The 16,318-nt window shown below is 69.3% G+C and carries 17 protein-coding genes and 1 pseudogene; 8 read left to right on the forward strand and 10 right to left on the reverse strand.

From position 1 onward, the window contains the following. Positions 1-210, reverse strand: a 210-nt coding sequence (locus ENSA5_RS12170) for a hypothetical protein (RefSeq protein WP_308726546.1), incomplete at its 3' end; no start/stop codon positions are given. A 96-nt stretch (positions 211-306) separates the two neighbouring features. On the opposite strand from ENSA5_RS12170, the gene ENSA5_RS37545 reads away from it, so the two are divergent. The 3 genes from ENSA5_RS37545 (at position 307) to ENSA5_RS12180 (ending at position 2,302) form a co-directional block, all read left to right on the forward strand. Next, positions 307-978 carry a hypothetical protein gene (locus ENSA5_RS37545; protein WP_181197680.1) on the forward strand — a complete coding sequence of 224 codons (672 nt, stop codon included), beginning with the start codon at positions 307-309 and terminating at the stop codon, positions 976-978. Beyond that, positions 966-1,652, forward strand: a complete 687-nt coding sequence (locus tag ENSA5_RS12175) for a DUF4126 family protein (RefSeq protein WP_181197681.1) — start codon at positions 966-968, stop codon at positions 1,650-1,652. The genes ENSA5_RS37545 and ENSA5_RS12175 overlap by 13 nt, the downstream gene beginning before the upstream one ends. Before the next feature lie 137 nt (positions 1,653-1,789). Then, positions 1,790-2,302: an HPP family protein gene (locus ENSA5_RS12180; protein WP_106391819.1), complete on the forward strand. Its 513-nt coding sequence runs from the start codon at positions 1,790-1,792 to the stop codon at positions 2,300-2,302. A gap of 626 nt (positions 2,303-2,928) precedes the next feature. On the opposite strand, the gene ENSA5_RS12185 is transcribed toward ENSA5_RS12180, so the two are convergent. Genes ENSA5_RS12185 through ENSA5_RS12205 form a run of 5 tightly spaced genes read right to left on the reverse strand, consistent with a single transcriptional unit; the run spans position 2,929 to position 6,499 of the window. Next, entirely contained in the window at positions 2,929-3,732 is an 804-nt protein-coding gene (locus ENSA5_RS12185) for a thioesterase family protein (RefSeq protein WP_106391820.1), read from the reverse strand. Further along, positions 3,725-4,261, reverse strand: a complete 537-nt coding sequence (locus tag ENSA5_RS12190; RefSeq protein WP_219906777.1) for an isoprenylcysteine carboxyl methyltransferase family protein — start codon at positions 4,259-4,261, stop codon at positions 3,725-3,727. Before ENSA5_RS12190 ends, ENSA5_RS12185 begins: the two co-directional genes overlap by 8 nt. Beyond that, a complete protein-coding gene (locus ENSA5_RS12195; protein WP_106391822.1) occupies positions 4,258-5,343 on the reverse strand; it encodes a type III polyketide synthase in 1,086 nt (361 codons plus the stop codon). The genes ENSA5_RS12190 and ENSA5_RS12195 overlap by 4 nt, the downstream gene beginning before the upstream one ends. Before the next feature lies 1 nt (position 5,344). Beyond that, positions 5,345-6,154, reverse strand: a complete 810-nt coding sequence (locus ENSA5_RS12200; RefSeq protein ID WP_106391823.1) for a nitroreductase family protein — start codon at positions 6,152-6,154, stop codon at positions 5,345-5,347. A 6-nt stretch (positions 6,155-6,160) separates the two neighbouring features. Then, positions 6,161-6,499 (reverse strand): hypothetical protein, encoded by a 339-nt coding sequence (locus tag ENSA5_RS12205; RefSeq protein ID WP_106391824.1) that lies wholly within the window; start codon positions 6,497-6,499, stop codon positions 6,161-6,163. Positions 6,500-6,579: 80 nt separating this feature from the next. Here ENSA5_RS12205 and ENSA5_RS12210 point away from each other — a divergent pair, with 80 nt between their 5' ends. Together ENSA5_RS12210 and ENSA5_RS12215 are read left to right on the forward strand one after the other, a co-directional pair. Continuing rightward, complete coding sequence (locus tag ENSA5_RS12210; protein WP_106391825.1) at positions 6,580-7,671, forward strand: hypothetical protein; 1,092 nt, start codon at positions 6,580-6,582, stop codon at positions 7,669-7,671. Next, entirely contained in the window at positions 7,668-9,038 is a 1,371-nt protein-coding gene (locus ENSA5_RS12215) for a tetratricopeptide repeat protein (protein ID WP_106391826.1), read from the forward strand. Before ENSA5_RS12210 ends, ENSA5_RS12215 begins: the two co-directional genes overlap by 4 nt. Here ENSA5_RS12215 and ENSA5_RS12220 read toward each other — a convergent pair. Next, a pseudogene (locus tag ENSA5_RS12220) lies at positions 9,039-9,224 on the reverse strand (SelT/SelW/SelH family protein); the annotation flags it as partial. 181 nt (positions 9,225-9,405) lie between these two features. On the opposite strand from ENSA5_RS12220, the gene ENSA5_RS12225 reads away from it, so the two are divergent. Then, positions 9,406-10,647, forward strand: coding sequence for a ferritin-like domain-containing protein (locus ENSA5_RS12225; RefSeq protein WP_146155610.1), 1,242 nt, complete (start codon positions 9,406-9,408; stop codon positions 10,645-10,647). Between the two features lie 25 nt (positions 10,648-10,672). Further along, entirely contained in the window at positions 10,673-12,787 is a 2,115-nt protein-coding gene (locus tag ENSA5_RS12230; protein ID WP_106391829.1) for a CotH kinase family protein, read from the forward strand. 335 nt (positions 12,788-13,122) lie between these two features. On the opposite strand, the gene ENSA5_RS12235 is transcribed toward ENSA5_RS12230, so the two are convergent. Continuing rightward, the gene (locus ENSA5_RS12235; RefSeq protein ID WP_106391830.1) at positions 13,123-13,734 is read right to left on the reverse strand and encodes a hypothetical protein; all 612 of its coding nucleotides are present in this window, start codon (positions 13,732-13,734) and stop codon (positions 13,123-13,125) included. Between the two features lie 503 nt (positions 13,735-14,237). On the opposite strand from ENSA5_RS12235, the gene ENSA5_RS35860 reads away from it, so the two are divergent. Continuing rightward, positions 14,238-14,840: a hypothetical protein gene (locus ENSA5_RS35860; protein ID WP_181197683.1), complete on the forward strand. Its 603-nt coding sequence runs from the start codon at positions 14,238-14,240 to the stop codon at positions 14,838-14,840. Between the two features lie 130 nt (positions 14,841-14,970). On the opposite strand, the gene ENSA5_RS35865 is transcribed toward ENSA5_RS35860, so the two are convergent. Both ENSA5_RS35865 and ENSA5_RS12245 read right to left on the reverse strand, forming a co-directional pair. Continuing rightward, complete coding sequence (locus tag ENSA5_RS35865; RefSeq protein ID WP_146155612.1) at positions 14,971-15,150, reverse strand: hypothetical protein; 180 nt, start codon at positions 15,148-15,150, stop codon at positions 14,971-14,973. 21 nt (positions 15,151-15,171) lie between these two features. Continuing rightward, the gene (locus ENSA5_RS12245) at positions 15,172-15,621 is read right to left on the reverse strand and encodes a restriction endonuclease subunit S domain-containing protein (protein WP_106391832.1); all 450 of its coding nucleotides are present in this window, start codon (positions 15,619-15,621) and stop codon (positions 15,172-15,174) included. Between the last annotated feature and the right edge of the window lie 697 nt (positions 15,622-16,318).

Consider the following 16,318-nt stretch of genomic DNA (forward strand, 5'->3'; position numbering starts at 1 on the left):
GTCCCCCGTGTCCCCGTCGCCATCACCCGGGTCCCCATCTCCGTCGCCCATGTCCCCGTCCCCGTCCCCGTCCCCGTCGCCATCGCCGACGGCCTCGCTCTCGCCACCGTTGGCGTCGTCATTGCTCTCGATCACCGAGGCCCCACAAGCGAGCGTGAAGCAAGGCAGGACCAGGGCGAAGCAAGCGAGGGTCTGACGAAGCAGCGACATGATCACAGTTTCAGGGGCAGACCGATGCTTGTCGAGACGGCAGATCGAGGCCGCGGGGCACAAAACAAGCTGCGAGCAGCCTGCTAGACTGCGCGGGTGCAAGCTGGCAACTACCCCGCCCACGCGCGGGCCCTGCTCGTCAACGGGCGCTGTCCGGCCTGCGCCGAGCCCCTCGGTCCCCGCTCGCTGTTTGGGTCCGCGCCCTGTGCTCGCTGTGAACTAGCTGTCGATCCAACGCTCGGCGGACCGAGCCTCGTCGCCAAGGTGCGTGAGCGTGGCCACCGACAGCTCTTCGGTATCGCCCTCGCGGTCGGGGTCGCCCACCTCCTGTTGGGCTGGATGCCGCTGATTGGCGCGCTGGTGCTGATCGTCGCGGCGGCGTGGATCCGGGTCGGGATCCTCCAGCCGACCAGCGCGATGCTCTCCCCCCGTCGCCGGGTCCTGACCCGCTGGACGGCGCGCCTGGTCATGGCCGCGGCCTTGGCCCTCACGATCATCGCGACCGAGGCGCTGACCCTTCTCCCAGTCGTCGGACTCCCGATCAAGGCGCTGCTCAGCGCGGGTGAGGTCGCTATCGCGGCCTGGGCGGTGACCACCTACGCGCACTGGCAGCTGCGCCGCGAGTCGGAGCAGCTGCCGATCGCGATCTGGGAGTGGGTCGTGCTCGGCCTGTGCTTCGCGGCGCTGCTCGCCTCGGTCATCGCCCTCGCGCTGGCCTTCGCCGCGCTGGCCTCGGCCTTCGACTCGCTCATGGGGTGGCTCCAGTGATTGTCGAGGCCCTCGCGCGCTTGATCTCGACCAGCGCCCTGGCCGGGACTCGGGCGAGCCTGACCCTGCTGTGTCTCGGTCTCGCCGCCCGGTTCGAGGTCATGGCCGCGCCGCAGGAGTGGATGTCGAGCAACGTCGGGCTCGCGGTCTTGCTCGCGCTGGTCATCATCGAGGAGCTCGCCGAGCAAGACGAAGATCTCCAGGCGCTGTTCGACCTGTTCGCCTACGCCCTGCGCGGGGGCGCGGGCGCGCTCGCGGCGAGCACGATCCAGGCCTCGGCCGGCGAGCTCGGGGTCGAGCTCCCGCAGTGGGGGGCAGCCCTCGTCGGCGCTGGGCTCGCGACCGGCACCCATCACCTCCGCGCGCGCATGCACGAGCAGCTCCGGGGCGCGGGTGACAGCGTGCTCAGCCCGCGGACCTGGCTGGCCTGGCTCGAGCTCGGCGGGGTCCTCGGGCTGATGGTCGCCGTCGTGATCGCGCCCGTCGTCGCGCTGGGCTTCGTGGTGCTGGCGAGCCTCGGCGGCGTGGCCCTGATCGCGGCCAAGCGCGCGGCCGAAGATCGCCTCGGTCGGCGGGCGTGCGTACACTGCAACGCGCGGGTCCGGGTCGAGTCCTGCCGCTGCCCGGCGTGCAAGGGCGAGCTTGCGATCCAGCGCTGGCTCGGGCAGCGCTAAAGGGAGGGCTGAGATGAGCTTCGCGCTGGTCTACGTGGCCCTCTAAAGCCAATTTTCTGTGTATATGGGACACCTGAGGCGCGGAGAATTCTAGTTCCTCGACCTCGACCTCGACACCCGCCCCTCGCCCCAGACCCTTGACGACCTCAACCCAACGACGCCTCCGCCTCGCGCTGATCGACTTCGTCATCTCCGCGCTCGCGTTTCTCGGCTTGCTCGGCGTCGCCCGGATGCTGTCCCCGATCGGCGACCCGTGGGCGGCGACTTGGGCCGTGGGCTCGCTCGGAGCATCGATGACGCTGATCCTCGCCTGCCCCGACAGCCCGCTGGCCAAGCCCTACCCCGCGCTGGTCGGCAACACCGTGTCGGCGGTCATCGGCGTCGGCTTGTATCAGCTGATCGGCGAGCAGGAGCCCGAGCTCGCGGCCCTGCTCGCGGTCAGCGTCTCACTCGCGGTCATGCGGATGCTCGGCGCCCTGCATCCGCCCGGCGGCGCCTCGGCGATCCTCGCCGTCGTCGGCGGCGCGACGGTCCACGAGCTCGGCTGGTTCTACCCGCTCTACCCCATCGCCCTCGGAACCTGCTGGCTGCTCGCGCTCGCCCGGGCCCGAAAATCATGGGTCGCGACCTGGGAGCGACGAGCGACTTGAGTCTGCCCTTGTCGGCTCGATCACCTCGGTCGAGCCCATCCCGCGCAAAGATGCCGCCCAGCAGGCCACGCCCCCCCTTCATCACAAATTAATGAGCCCAGAGCACTAGCAGCCCAGCGTTTCGGAGCGGGGTCCCCCACCGCAAAGAGCAGAGCGCAAAAAGGCGACAGGAGGTCCGAGTTCGGGGTATCGCCGTACGAAAAGCACCTTCGACGCCCCGCCGACCGACCTGGAGACAGCGCACCAAGAGCCTTCTGCACCCCAGATGGAGAGGCGACGCCCCGAACTCGGACCTCCTGTCGCCCTGCGCGGATCCCCAACGGCACGACACAGTCTCATCAACAAATTAATGAGCCCAGAGCACTGACCCAGATGCCGCCCAGCGTCTCGGAGCGGGGTCTTCCACCGCAAAGAGCAGAGCGCAAAAAGGCGACAGGAGGTCCGAGTTCGGGGTATCGCCGTACGAAAAGCACCTTCGACGCCCCGCCGACCGACCTGGAGGCAGCGCACCAAGAGCCTTCTGCACCCCAGATGGAGAGGCGACGCCCCGAACTCGGACCTCCTGTCGCCCTGCGCGGATCCCCAACGGCACGACACCGCCTCATCAACAGAGCCAGCGCTACGCCTCAGCGCCCCTCGATGACCTGACTCTGCAACACCACCCCAAGGTCCCCCCGCGCATCGAGCAGCGTCGTCCGACACAGGCCAAAGCCCAGCGGCTCCGGCCACGTGCGCGCCTGCATCCCCAGCCACTCCCCGGCCGGGAGCCGATGCAGGGCGACGGTCAGATCCGGGTTCACGAAGCTCCACTTCGCCGGGTCGAGCGCGCTCCCAACCCCGTGGCCAGCGTCAGCGCAGATCATCACCCGCTGCAGCGCGCTGCTCGGCTCGCCCTCGACCAGGACCGGCCGCGGCCGGATCCAGACCCCGAACTTCCCGGACCCGAACTCGCCGGAGGCCACGCGCAGCTCCATCGCGGAGTGGTAGCCGACGTCGTGAAGAAAGAAGGGGAACTCGAAGGGTCGACACTGATCCACGGGCCGCATCGGCTCGACGTCGTCGTGCTCGCGGATCGGGACCCCCTGCTCCTCGACCCGGATCCGCACGGCCAGCGCGACCGCGAGCTGCCGATCCCCCGAGACCAGCGCGGCGGCGATCCGATCGACCGTCCGACCTTCGGCGAGCACCTCGGTCACGACCTCGAGCGGCGCCGCGATCGGGATCGGCCGGAGCAGCTCGACGGTCATCCGCGCGACGAACATCTGCCCGGCGCGCTCGCCCTCGCGCTCGACCGCGCGGGCCAGCAGCGCCGCGGGCGGTCCGCCGTGCTGGTGATCGTTGCTCCACGGACCGCGGGTCAGCTCGGTCGCAAACAAGCGCTCTTCGCCGTGAGCGCCGAGCGCTCGCTGATAGAAGTGTTGGTCAGTCATGTCGTCCCTCGCTGGCTTCGCGCACGGCGGCGACCTCGGCCGGGATCCGCAGGCCCAACAACAACGCGGCGTTGAGCACCGTACACACCAGCGCGGTGATCCAGGCGCCAAAGATCATCGGCACGCAGATGAGCTCCAGGGCAACGGCGAGGTAGTTGGGGTGCGAGATGAAGCGGTAGGGCCCGGTCTCGATCCGCGCCTCGCCGTCGAGGACCACGATCTTCGTGTTCCAGCGCTTGCCGAGGCTCGCGATGGCCCAGTAACGCAGGACCTCGGTCAGGACGAAGCCGACGAGCCACAGCCACCACAGCCCGCCGAGCTCGGGCCCGCGCAGCCAGGCCTCGATCGGCCACGCGAGCAGCCACCCGGTGTGGAGCACGAAGAACAAAAAGTAGTGCGGCTCCTCGACCAGCCGCCCGCCCTGCGCGAGCGCCCAGTCGAGGTTGCGCCTGGCCAGGCGCAGCTCCGAGACGCGCTGCGAGACGATCACGACCAGCAACACGATGAGCAAGCCTGCCGGAGGCGTCACCACCGCAGCACCACCCCCTCGGCGCAAAAGCCCGGGCCGAGCCCGAGGAGCAAGCCAGCCTCGCCGCGGGGCCCTTGCTCCTCGGCCAAGAAGCGCTCGAGCACAAAGAGCACGGTCGGGCTCGACATGTTGCCGTGGTCGCGCAGGACGCCTCGCGCGTGGCGCAGGCGCCCCGGCTCCAGGCCCAGCGCGCGCTCGTAGGCGTCGATGACCTTGCGTCCGCCCGGGTGCATCAACAGGTGCCGCAGGGCCCCGGGCTCGAGCCCGACGTCGCGAGCGGCGTCGGCGATCAGGCCCGCGCCGAGCTCGCTGACGATGCCGGGGATCTTCGGCGAGAAGCGCACCCGGAGGCCCTCGTCCTCGACGTCCCACCCCATGATGTGCTCGCTGTCGTCGATCAGGCGCGAGAAGCCGCCGAGCAGCTCGGGGCCGGCCGGTTGCGCGGGGTCCCACCACGGCTCGGGCGCGACCACGGCAGCGGCCGCGCCGTCGCCGAAGAGCGCGACGGCGATCAGGTTGGCGCGGCGGCGGTCGCTGTGCATGAAGGTCAAGCTGCACAGCTCGCAAGCGATCAACAGCACCGGCTCGCCGAGCCCGAGCGCGAGGGTTCGGGCCCGCGCCAGCCCGCCCGCGCCGCCAGCACAGCCGAGCCCCCAGATCGGCACCCGCGCGACGTCGCGGCGCAGGTCGAGCTCCTGGACCAGGCGCGCGTCGAGGCTCGGCGTCGACACGCCCGTGCTGCTCGCAAACACGATCGCGCCGACCTCGCTCGGGTCGAGGCCCGCGCGGGCGAGCGCGGCCGCGGCGGCGCGGTGAGACATCGCCAGCGCCTGCTCGACGTAGGCCGCGTTCTTCTCGGCGAAGGACTGCGAGCGCTCGTACCAGTCGAGCGGCCGCCCGAGCTGACGGGTCTCGACGCCAGCGTTGTCGTAGGCCCGAAGCAGGCGCTCGACGCCGGCCTCGCCGCGATCGGCGAAGTACTCGGTGAACATGCCCCGGGCGAATTGCTTGGCCTGCGCCTGAGTCAAGACGTGCTCGGGCGAGGCGCTGGCCACCGCCAAGATGCCCGTGCGCGCAGCCATCTCAGGCCACGGCTCCCGGGTCTCGCTCGGGGTCGTCCTCGGGCGTGCGGCAGGTGTTGCGAAACACGTACTGCGACAGCTTCTTGCGGTGGCTCGAGGTCCAGTCGATGTTCGGCCGCTTGGCGTCCTCGGGCAGATAGCCGAGGCGATACATTGCGATCAGCTCGAGGTCGTCGGGCACCTCGAGCAGCTCCGCGAGCTCGCGCCAGGCGTCGGGGAACTCCATCGGCGTCGACACGAATTGGATGCCCATGCCCAGCTCCACCGTCGTCAGCCAGATGTTCTCGATCGCCATGCCGAGGCCCAACAAGCTGTAGAAGCCCGACAGCTCGCCCTCGATGTACTCCTCTTTGCTGAGCATCGCCGCGAGCATCAGCGGGCTCCCGGCGACGAGCTTGCGGTTGTCGTTGCCGAGGGTCTTGGGCACCCCGAGCTTGTTCATGACCTTCTGCCCGGTCTCGCTGAACACGTGCTTGACGAAGGGCCGCAGCGGCGCGGGCAGCTTGTCGATGAAGATGCCGTCGCGGCGCTCGTGCATCTCGGCCTTCGAGAACCGGAAGTAGCGGCGGTAGCGGGTGAAGAATTTTCCGCCCGCCATCAGGCCCTGCATCGTCTCGCCAGCGATCTCGGAGATCCGCGCGCGGAGCTCGTCGTCGGTGATCAGCACGAAGCGCCAGGGCTGCGAATTGAAGTGGCTGGGCGCGCGCGAGGCCGCCTCCATCAGGCGGTGCTGGTGTTCGAGGCTGACAGGATCGGGCCGCAGGGGGCCGTTGGTCGTCGAGCGACGCAAGATGGCTTCACGTAGTTCCATGGGGTCTCAAATGGTCGAATCCAACGCAGGCAAGAGATAGGCGCCGACGTACCCCAGCGCCCCGACGGCGGCGAGGGCAGAGTGCTTGGTGGTCCGTGGCTTGGTCTTGGGCATGGCCGCGAGCGAGGCAAAGGTCAACAGCAGCGCCGGGTGAAACGCGAACACGGTCGCGGCGACCGCTGCGGCGAAGACCACGGCGTAGAGCCAGTGATGGAAGGCACCAAAGCTGGCGTGAAGCACCTGGGCGCTCAAGCCGACAGCGAGGTTGATCGCGTAGAGTGCGGCCCCGAGGTGGAGGGTCCAAGGAAGGGTCCAGTCGAAGCTGGTGCTGGTGCCTACACACATCAGTTTACATGGGGCGCGGCAGTGTACACGCCGCACGCAGGACCTGCATGTCTGCGCCTTCGGGTGCTAGCCTCCCGCGGATGCGACGCTTCCACGCGGCGCTGAGCACGGCCTCGGCTCCAACTGTGATCATCGCCTGGGTCGCGATCGTCACGCTCGCCGTCGTCTCGAGCGCGTGCGTGGCCCTTCATCCGCCGCCGCCGCGGACCGCCGATCAGTTCGTCCCGGGCGAGCGCGCGCTCGTCGATCTCGATCGGCTCGCGCAGCTGCGAGCGCGTGCGGACGCCCAGCCCGACGCGCTCGAGCTTCAGTGGCGCGCGGCCACGGCCCACGTCCAGGCGACCTTGCGCGGCCACGTGGATCAGCGCGACCACGCCGAGCGCTACCTCGAGCGGGCCTGGCACATCGACCCCGAGGGCGACGAGGTCCCGGCCGCGCGGGTGCTCGCGCGCTTGCTGAACATGCGCAGCTCGGTCATGGACCTCGACAAGCTCGACCTGCAGATCGAGCTCTATCGCTCGCTGCTCCACGACGACACCCCCGCGGGCCAAAACCCAACGGACGCGCAACAGTTCCAGTTCGCGAGCTTCATCGCCGCGACCGAGGCCCTGGCCAGCTACGACCAGGGCCGGACGCTCGCGGCCCTGCGTCAGCTCAACGCGCTCGAGCGCGCGATGCAGCGGCGCGCGAGCGCCCACCCAGACGACATCGACAGCTCCGCGATGGCCGGCAATTTCGAGCTGACCTTCGCGGGGGTGATCCCGGTCGGCGTCGACAAGCGCCTGCGCCGGGGCATCGACTACCTCGAGGTTCAGCAAGACCACTGGCAGCACCTCAGCCCCCACGCCCGCGACACCGCCCGGGCGCCCAACGTCCGCAGCGTGTTCGCGCTCTTCCTCGCCGAGGCTCTGCTCGCGCGGGCGGAGGTCGAGGCGGCCGCAGATCGCTACGCCCAGCTCATCGCCCTCGACGATCAGCCCGACACGGCCCCGCGCGCGCAGATCGTCGCGCTCGCCCGGCATCGCCTCGCCAACCTCGACGCCTACGCCGGGGCGCGCGAGCTGCTGCCGCCGTGGCCGTCGGGGGTGACGGGCTGCGTCGCGTGTCACTCGCGCGAGGCCGAGCTGCCGACCGACGACCTCCACCTGCTCCCCGGGGTGGTCCTGCGATGACCCGGTCGCGGTCCCTGGCCCTGGCCCCGGCGCTGGCCCTGATCCTGGCGAGCGCGCTCGCGTGTCAGGGCAAGCCCTCGGGTCACCCCTCGCTCGACCCCAAGGGGCCCGAGCAGCACACCCGCCGCGACCTCGAGCTCACGCCCGAGCAAGAGGCGCTGCTCGCCGAGCTCGCGACCGCGGCCGACGAGCACCCCGAGAGCTTCGAGGCCCTCGCCCGCTCGGGCCTCGCCCACATGAATTTCACCCTCGCCGGGGTCCTGCGTCTGCGCGATCGGGCCGAGCAGGATCTCGAGGCCGCGTTCGCGCTCAACCCCAACGACGCCGTGCTCAATCGATCGCTCGGGCGCTTCTACAACATGCGCGCCGTCGCGGGTGACTACTCCAAGGCCGACATGCAGGTCCGGGTCTACACCGCGCTGCTCGGAGACCAGGCGCCCGCGGCCATGGATGACTCGAGCTTCGTCGCCTACAGCTTCTTCATGCTCGGGCAGATCCTCACCGACAAGAACCAGGGGCGGAAGCTCAAGGCCCTGGCCAAGGTCGGGGAGCTCGAAGAGCAGCTCGCCGAGCGCGTCCGCGCCCAGCCGGACAACATCGAGCTTCGCGCCCTGGCCGGCAACTTCGCGTTCTTCTTCGCCGGCAACATCCCGCTCGAGCGCGAGCGTCGGGTCCGCGACGCGGTCGCCTACTTCGAGGTCCTGCGCGCGCGCTGGGACGAGCTCCGGCCCGGGGCTCGCCACCCCAACCACTGCCCCAACACCCGAGAGAACTTCATGTTCGAGCTCGCCGAGGGCTACATGGTGCTCGAGCGCGAGGCCGAGGCCCGGGTCATCTACGAGGAGCTGGCGGTGATCCGCGCGCCGCGGACCCGGGCCAAGGAGCTCATCGCCCACGTGTCGAGCGAGCGGCTGCGCAACCTCGATCAGTACAGGGGTGAGATGCGGCTGATGCCGCCGTGGCCGAGCGACGTGAGCAACTGCGTGGTCTGCCACGCGTGGACCAGCGACGTCGGGCTCGGCTCGCTCTACTCGGTCGAGGAGCTGCGCCTGTCGGACCTGCCTTCGCAGGCCCAGCCCAAGCCGATCGACGGCCTGCTGAACATGGACGCTCCTGCGCTCGAGGCGGTGATCCGCGGGCGCGAGGAGCTGCCCGAGGCGGTCGCGACGCTGATCGAGAGCGAGTGCGCGCCCTGCCACTTCAAAGGTGGCGAGATGTTCGACGCCCTCGACCTCTCGGTCGCCGCGAAGGTGCGGCGGCAGGCCGAGCTCATCGAGCAGCGCGTGTCTGCGGGCGAGATGCCGCCCGACGGCGGCCTCGACGAACCGGCGCGCGCGGTGATCCGCGCCTGGGCTTCGCAGCTGTGACTACATGCGCTCGGTGATCAGCGCCGGGACCTCCGCGTAGCGCGGGAACCTGCCCGTCTGGAGTTTGCTGTAGATCAAGTCGCCATCGAGGGCGACCTCGAAGGCGCCTCGGTCCCCCTCGATCAGCTCGACCTCGACTTGTCCGGGAAACTTGGCCTCGAGCTCGGCCACCAGACCGGTGGCTTGCGGGAGGTAGTTTCAGCGCACGCAGTAGCGGATGTGGACCTTCATCGGCGTCAACATAGCACCAGCTGTGGCGGCTGCCCCCCCGCCCGACCACAGCTACAGGAACCTGCGCGAAGCTCGCAAAAACCAAAAAATCGTGATCGATTCGCGGCGCTCGCGGAACACAAAGAGCATGGCTCGCTTGAACCTTCGTCCCTTTCTCCCGCTGTTCCTCGCCGCGGCCGGCTGCGTCGAAGCCGACCCCCTCGACACCGTCTCCGACGACGAGGTCGGCGACGCCAGCCCCGACGAGGAGCCCAGCTCCGACGAGGAGCCCAGCTCCGACGAGGAGCAGCCCGTCGAAGACGAGACCCTGTTCACGAACGTGAGCCAGGCAGAGTTTCCCAAGCTGCGCCTCGACCTCTACTGTGAGGCGGTCTGGGCCTGCGAGCCCGACGCCGTGTGCGAGCCCAACATCTACCAGTGGATGGGCGGCGAGTGTCAGGGCTTCGACGCAGACTGGGCCGCGAAGTGCCTCAACGAGGCCGACGACCGGCTGTTTGCGATGTCCGACAGCCCCGCGGGCTACGAGTGCGTGGACGCGATGAACCCCGCCCCGTGCGACTTCGTGTACTTCGACGACCCCAGCTTGGCGGGCTGTGGCGAGTCCGAGCCCCAGGAGGAGGGCCGACCGATCCGCGACGGGGGCACGGTCTTGCTGCCCGAGCTCGTGCGGGGCAGCGCGTGGTCCCAGGCCGAGTGCGACGCCACTCACCACGAGATCGCTGCGCGCGTGTGGACCCGCGCCGCCCAGAGCGAGCACGGCTCGATCCCCGCGTTCTCGCGCCTCTCGCAGGAGCTGATGGTCCACGCCGCCCCGCCCGAGCTGATCGCCCGCTGCCACGAGGCCGCGCTCGACGAGATCGCCCACGCCCGCGCCTGCCTCGCCATGGCCCGTCGCTTCGGCGCGGGCGACATCGACCTCGGCGCCGTGGCGATGCCGACGCCGCGGATCCCGACCCTGACCGAGCTCGCGCTCGAGGCCCTCGAGGAGGGCTGCTTCGGCGAGGGCGTCGCCGCGATGCGGGCCCGGCTCGCGTCCGAGCGCTGCGAGGGCGAGGTGTCCGAGACCCTGCGGATGATCGCCGAAGACGAGACCCGCCACGCGCAGCTGGCCTGGGCGACCCTCGACTGGCTCCTGACCAAGGACTCGAGCCTCGCGCCCAAGCTCCTCGCCCACCTCGACCGGCTCCGCGCGAGCTTGCCCCCGACCGACGCCAACGCCGACGAGCCCGAGCCCGAGCTCGAGCGCTACGGGCTCCTGCGGCGCTCGGATCGGGTCGCGCTCTCGCACGCGGTGTTCGAGCAGATCCTCGAGCCGACGCTGCGCTGCCTCGTCCTCAAGCACGCTCCGGCCTCGGCCCACGCTCACGCTCACGCTTGAGCCCCCAACCACGACGAGCAGGATCATGAGCGTTCGCTTCACCCGCGCACTGGCCACGGTCCTGCTCGCGTGCGTGGCCTCGGGGTGTGACGAGCCCGGGCCCGAGCCCGACAAGCCCGACGCCGACGAGCTCGGGGTCTGCGAGCTCCCCGTCGAGCGCACCGCCCTCGACGTCGACTGCGCCGCGATCGCGCGCATCGTCCCAACCGGCGTCGCCGTGTCCGAGGGCCACGTCGCGCGCCGTCACCTGCGCCTCGAAGACGCCTCCGGCGCCGCGCTCGGGGCGGAATTCGGGGCCTGCCTGATCGTCGCCGACAGCGAGTGCGAGCGCGCCGCGGTCGAGATCGAGCCCGCGCCGAGCCACTCCAACACCGCCTTGTTGGTCCGGCCCATGCCCGAGCCCGTGTCCAACGCCGTGCTCGCCGAGGCCGTCTCGAACTTCATCGACTCGCGGCCCGAAGGCGAGGCGATCAGCGTGTTTCGCTGGGGCGCCGAGCTCACCCAGATCTCGACGCCGACCACCGACAGGCGGCGCCTCCACGCCCTGGTCGCGAGCGGGCTCCAGCCGCTCCCGGGTGAGGCGCTGCCCCTGACCGAGGCCATCGACGCCGTCGCCACGCCGCTCGCCCTCGTCGAGGCCGGCAGCCACCTCAGCCACCGCCAGCTCGTGGTCGTCGCCCCCGGGCACGCCCCCGTCGAAGCGAGCGCGCTCGAGCGCTCCGGGCTCACGGCCGCCCTCGACGTCGAGCTCGTCACCGCCGCCGGCTTCGACGACGCCCTCGCCGAGCTCAGCGCCCGGCTCGACGCGACCCTCGCCGCCGGCGAGCAGGTCATTCGTCAGTGCGCCCTCGATGGCCTGCGCGACCTCAGCGTCCACGTCGCCAACGGCGGCCCGACCCTCGCGCTGACCGATGTCTCGGTCCTCGGCGCCGCCGAGGCCGGCGAGGACCTGGCCTGCAGCCCCGCCGACCAGGCGCTCGAGCCCGCGCTGCCCGAGGTGATCGAGATCGAGCTCTCGCCCTCCCAGCGCCTCGAGTACGACTCGCGCGTCGCCGAGCTGAGCAAGGAGCCCTTCCGCGGCTCGGTCCGGACCAACCTCAACGCCCCCGGCGTCCTCGCCCCGGCCAAGCTCAAGCTGCGCGGCAACGGCTCGCTCGAGTGCGATCGCAAGTCCTTCTCGCTCAACTTCGAGGACGACCTCCCGCGCCGCTGGCTACCCGACTCGGGCACCGACAAGTTCTTCTTGCTGTCGATGTGCCTCGACAACCGCTACGTCAACCAGTTCACGGCCAACCAGCTGATGGCCGAGCTCGGCCTGTTTGGGCCCAAGTTCCGCATGGTCGAGCTCGTGCTCAGCGGTCAGAGCCAGGGCCTGTACCTGCTCGTCGAGAAGCCCCAGACCGCGCTCGTCGACGACAACACCAGGGTCCGCCTGATCGTCCGCCGGGGCCCCGACGCCGAGGGCGCGGCGCCCGAGCTCAAGCACAGCGCCGGGCCCGACGACGAGGCGCTCGCAACCTACGAGGCCCTGATCACCGAGGCCGAGGCCCGCCACGGCGACGAGCTGCTCGCCTACCTCGAAGGCACCATGGACCTCAACCAGTACCTGCGCTGGCTCGCGCTGATGAGCCTCCTGCAGTCGGGCGACTTCGTCGACGAGGTCTACTTCATGTCGACCGAGGTCACCGGCCCGGGCGCGAGCGCCGAGGACTACTTCAGCATCTCGACCTGGGACCAGGACGACATCTTCAAGCCCTGCCACAACGGCGGCGACTTCGAGATGGACGACCCAGACGGCCTGCTCTACTGCGCCGAGGGCCTGCTCGACTACGCGATCTTCGCCGACCCGACGATCTACGCGCGCTACGTCGACGAGCTCGAGCGGACCCTCGCGTGGCTCGATCAGGCGACCTTCGACCGGGCGACCTTTGCGAGCGAGGACAGCGTGCTCGACATCCTCGCCCGGGACGACGCCCGGGCCGCGATGGTCGAGCTGCTCGACGACAACCCCGCGGCGATCAGCTACGAGGTGACCGAGCAGGAGGTGCGTGGCCGGGGCGCCCAGCTGCGCGAGCTGTTCGCGGCCCGGCGGGCGCTGCTGAGCGAGCGGATCTCGCACTACCGCGAGAGCGAGCAGTAGCCACCAAAGGCCCCCACCAAAGGCCCCTACCAAAGGCCCCCACCAAAGGCCCCCACCAAAGGCCCCCACCAAAGGCCCGGTTGCGAGGGCTCCCACATCCTGCCAGGGGGGGCAGGGTTGTAAGGACGACCTGTCGGACCGAGCTTTGCGCATGTTGGCGCCGAGCTCAGCGCGGACCGGCGCCGCGGGCGAGACCCGGGCGAACTGGGCTCGGGGTCGATCGAGCGCGCCGCGGCCGAGCTCGCCCTCGGTCCGGGGTGGTCTGGGGCTCGGCGAAGCAAGCTCGGGTCCGGTCGCGGACCGGCTCGGAGATCGGCGGATCAATCCTGCCAACGTCAGCGGCGGAAGAGAAGACCGTAGGCGTCGCTGTCGGTGGCGTGGGCGTGGATGAACGCAACGAGGTAGTCGCCATAGGTGAGGGTGTCCGCGCGCGCGAGCGAGCGGCCGTAGAAGCCACCGGGCTCGTCATGCATCCACAGGACGAACGCCGGTTCGCCGGCTGGCCCCGCGATCTGCCGATGGAACCCGCCGAAGGTCCCGTTGGCGTCGTCGTACACGACCATGAAGTCCGAAGGCTCGTGACGAGCGAGGGTCGCGGCGTCGTAGCCGTACTCCTCGGGCTCCTCGAGGATGGGCATCAGCCAGTCGTCCCTCCAGCTCTCGAAGGCTTCACGCCCGGCGCCGGTAAAGAACCGGGTGTGCTCCCGCGTGACCTCGCCGGAGTGGGCCGGGACGGAGCCGGCGTCGACGTAGGACAGCTCCATCCCGTTGGCGATGGCCATGGCGGCGCCGAAGCTGGGCGGCGGCTCGAAGCCGAAGCCCTCCGTGAGTGGCCACGGCGCCGCCGCTGGCGGGGGCAGGACCAGGCAAGTTCCAGCGTCGAAGACGATGACCGTGGCCCCGCCCTCTCGGTAGGCGGTCGCCTTCAGCTCGCCGAGTGGGGCCACCGTCGACCGTTCACTCCGAAGACCGTCGAGTTGGTCCAAGATCGGTCCTGGCGGGCGCTCTTGTTTGGACCACAAGGCCATGGCCCAAGCATACCTGGCGAAGCTCGGTGTCAGAGCGAAACGGCGCACCTCGATGAAGCTCGCGCACGCGTCGCTGTCGTCGACAGCGGCTCATTCGAGGCCGCGCACGAGCCGTAGTCCACCGTGGCGGTCGAGTCGACGGCGAGCTCGGGGGTCCACTCGAGCACCGCGGGGGCAACGTCGAAGGTTGAGGTCGCGTCGAGCACCGCTGGATCGAGATCGCCGCTGGCGACGACAGCGTCGCGCGCGCTCCGCTTCGGTTGGACGCTGAGCACTCCGCAAGTGATCCCTGCCTGCTGCCCTATCCGCGGAGGGCACGCTTGCGATGTTGAAGATCAAATGCGGTGTGGAGTATCCTGGGATGCATGACCCTCCAGCAGGCTTTGGAACTCCGCCGACCTAGCACCCCGGGCTGCTAGTAGATGGGTGGTTTGCTGTGTCGCCAGCGGCTGAGCTCGCAGACCTTTCCAGACAAGAACGTTCCGCGGCCCAATGCCTTCGGTCATACCGGTTGCAGTCAACATTCGCAGTGCCCCGAGCCAGAGTACTGCTGGAACGCCGGGCCGCAGGGAATCTGCTGGCAGGAAGAACCCATGCACTCACGAATTCACCCCGCGCTGCTCATCCTCGCCTTCCACAGCCTCGCCTGTTCAGAAGATTCGTCCAACGAATGCGTCGAGGTGGACGAGCAACTCGCCGATCCGAGTCCTCGTGTTTGGTGCGGGGGAGAGTTTTCCCCGCCACCCTGGAACGGTGAAGAAGCGGCCAAGTCGCTGGCGGTTTGCCTCGAGCCCCAGTCTGGCGGTGCCTGCAAACTGTGCCCCCGCGCGGATGTCGTCGACGATGTCGAGGTAAAAATGCACGAGAAGCTCGCAGCTGACAGGCCCGATTGCGCGCTCGAACACTGGGAGTTCGGTTGTATGCGGACTGTGGAGAACGCAAAGATGATCGGCCACGAGACCAATTACTGCTGCTATCAAGTCGCGATCTGGGGGCAGGGCTGCAAGGACGACCTGTCGGACTGAGCTACGCGCATGTTGGCACCGACCTCAAAAGTGCGGGAGCGCCACAAACAGGAGCGTGATGTTGTCGGGAGCCGTGGGCAGGTGCGGCCTTCGTGCGTGGGCCCTGGGCCCTTTGATGGGGCCGTCAGCGCTACCCCGACAGACGCCGCAGCCGCTTGGCGTCGACGCGCTCGAACAGGTCGCGCCGGACCGAGGCGTTGAGGGCTGACTTCATGGCTGCCTTTGAGTATCGGTTGACGATGGCGCCTGCGACGTCGGCACGGCCGAACAAATCAATGGTTGCTCCGACAACGGAGCGACCGGAATGCAAAGTAACTTCAGTATACCGCCATTAATTCATCAGCAGAGAGAGAAGCATCAGCCGCTGCTCAACTGAGACACGGTATACGTGCTTGGTAATAATGGCGGTTTCAAGGTCATCCGGAATTACCGCACAACGACCGACTGTAGCCATGACAGTGATCAGAACATCGCCAGGACGGGCCTCAAACCGCCGCAATTCTTCGAACTTCGCGACTGAGACCCGGTTCTCTCGGCCCATGGAGAAGAACCCGTCCTGAACGTTGTCGATACCGACAACCAGGATGCCCTCATCCGTAAATTCCGAATGTTTCAACGCGCTCCCAAATGGACCGCTTTGGATGGCGCGGTCCATCAGCGCTGCGAGTTGCTCCACGGTCGCCCACGCCCACCCCTCCGGCAACTCCGGCAACCCCTCCTCATCCACCGGCTCCGGCTCGACATACTTCGCCTCCGCCTTCGCGCGCGCCTTCTCCACCACCTTGGCCGCGTCGGCGTCGGTCCAGGGTTTGCCGGCGGCGAGGTCCTCGTCAGGTCGCCGCGGAACGCGGCCGCGAGCACGGACTGGCGGAAGGACTCCAGCAGCGGCGGGATGGCGTCGAGGGCCTGCTTCGCGGCGTCGCTGCGGGCCTAGCAGCCCGGGGTGCAATGCCTCGCGCCGCCTCGCTTGGCCTTTTCGCCGAGGGCTTTGTCGCCAAAACTTGTAGTACGCCCGGTACAGCGGCGTTTTGGCTTCGCGCCCTCGGCGAAAATTCCGGCGCGAGGCGACACGATGCATTGCACCCCGGGCTGCTAGAGGGCCGCGCCCCGCTTTGCTCCGGGCGGGAATCACTCACCTGGCGCCATTCACGCGCACATTAAATCGGTCCGGGACCGGCTCGAGAGCGGCGAAGGTGCGCCCAAGGCGGTCCCGACCCCAATCACACATCGATGCGCAGCGCTCCAAATTGGCCTCCAACCGGACAGAAGAACGCTGCGAGTCGCCCCCGATCGCACCGACCCCGCCCCCGAGAGCAGCTGCGTCGGCCCCGAAGAGGCTCGCACCCAAAACCCGGGGCCATGCAGCGGTCTCCACAGAGGGTCCGGACCGAGCGAGACGCGGCGGCGGCGCGACGGGGGCGGGCGTGGGCCAGCACCGAGATCGATGCCGCGTGTCTCGCGGAGGGTCGGGGGTGGGC

Origin of the sequence: Enhygromyxa salina (genome assembly GCF_002994615.1) — a bacterium.
Classification (GTDB): domain Bacteria; phylum Myxococcota_A; class Polyangia; order Nannocystales; family Nannocystaceae; genus Plesiocystis; species Plesiocystis salina_A.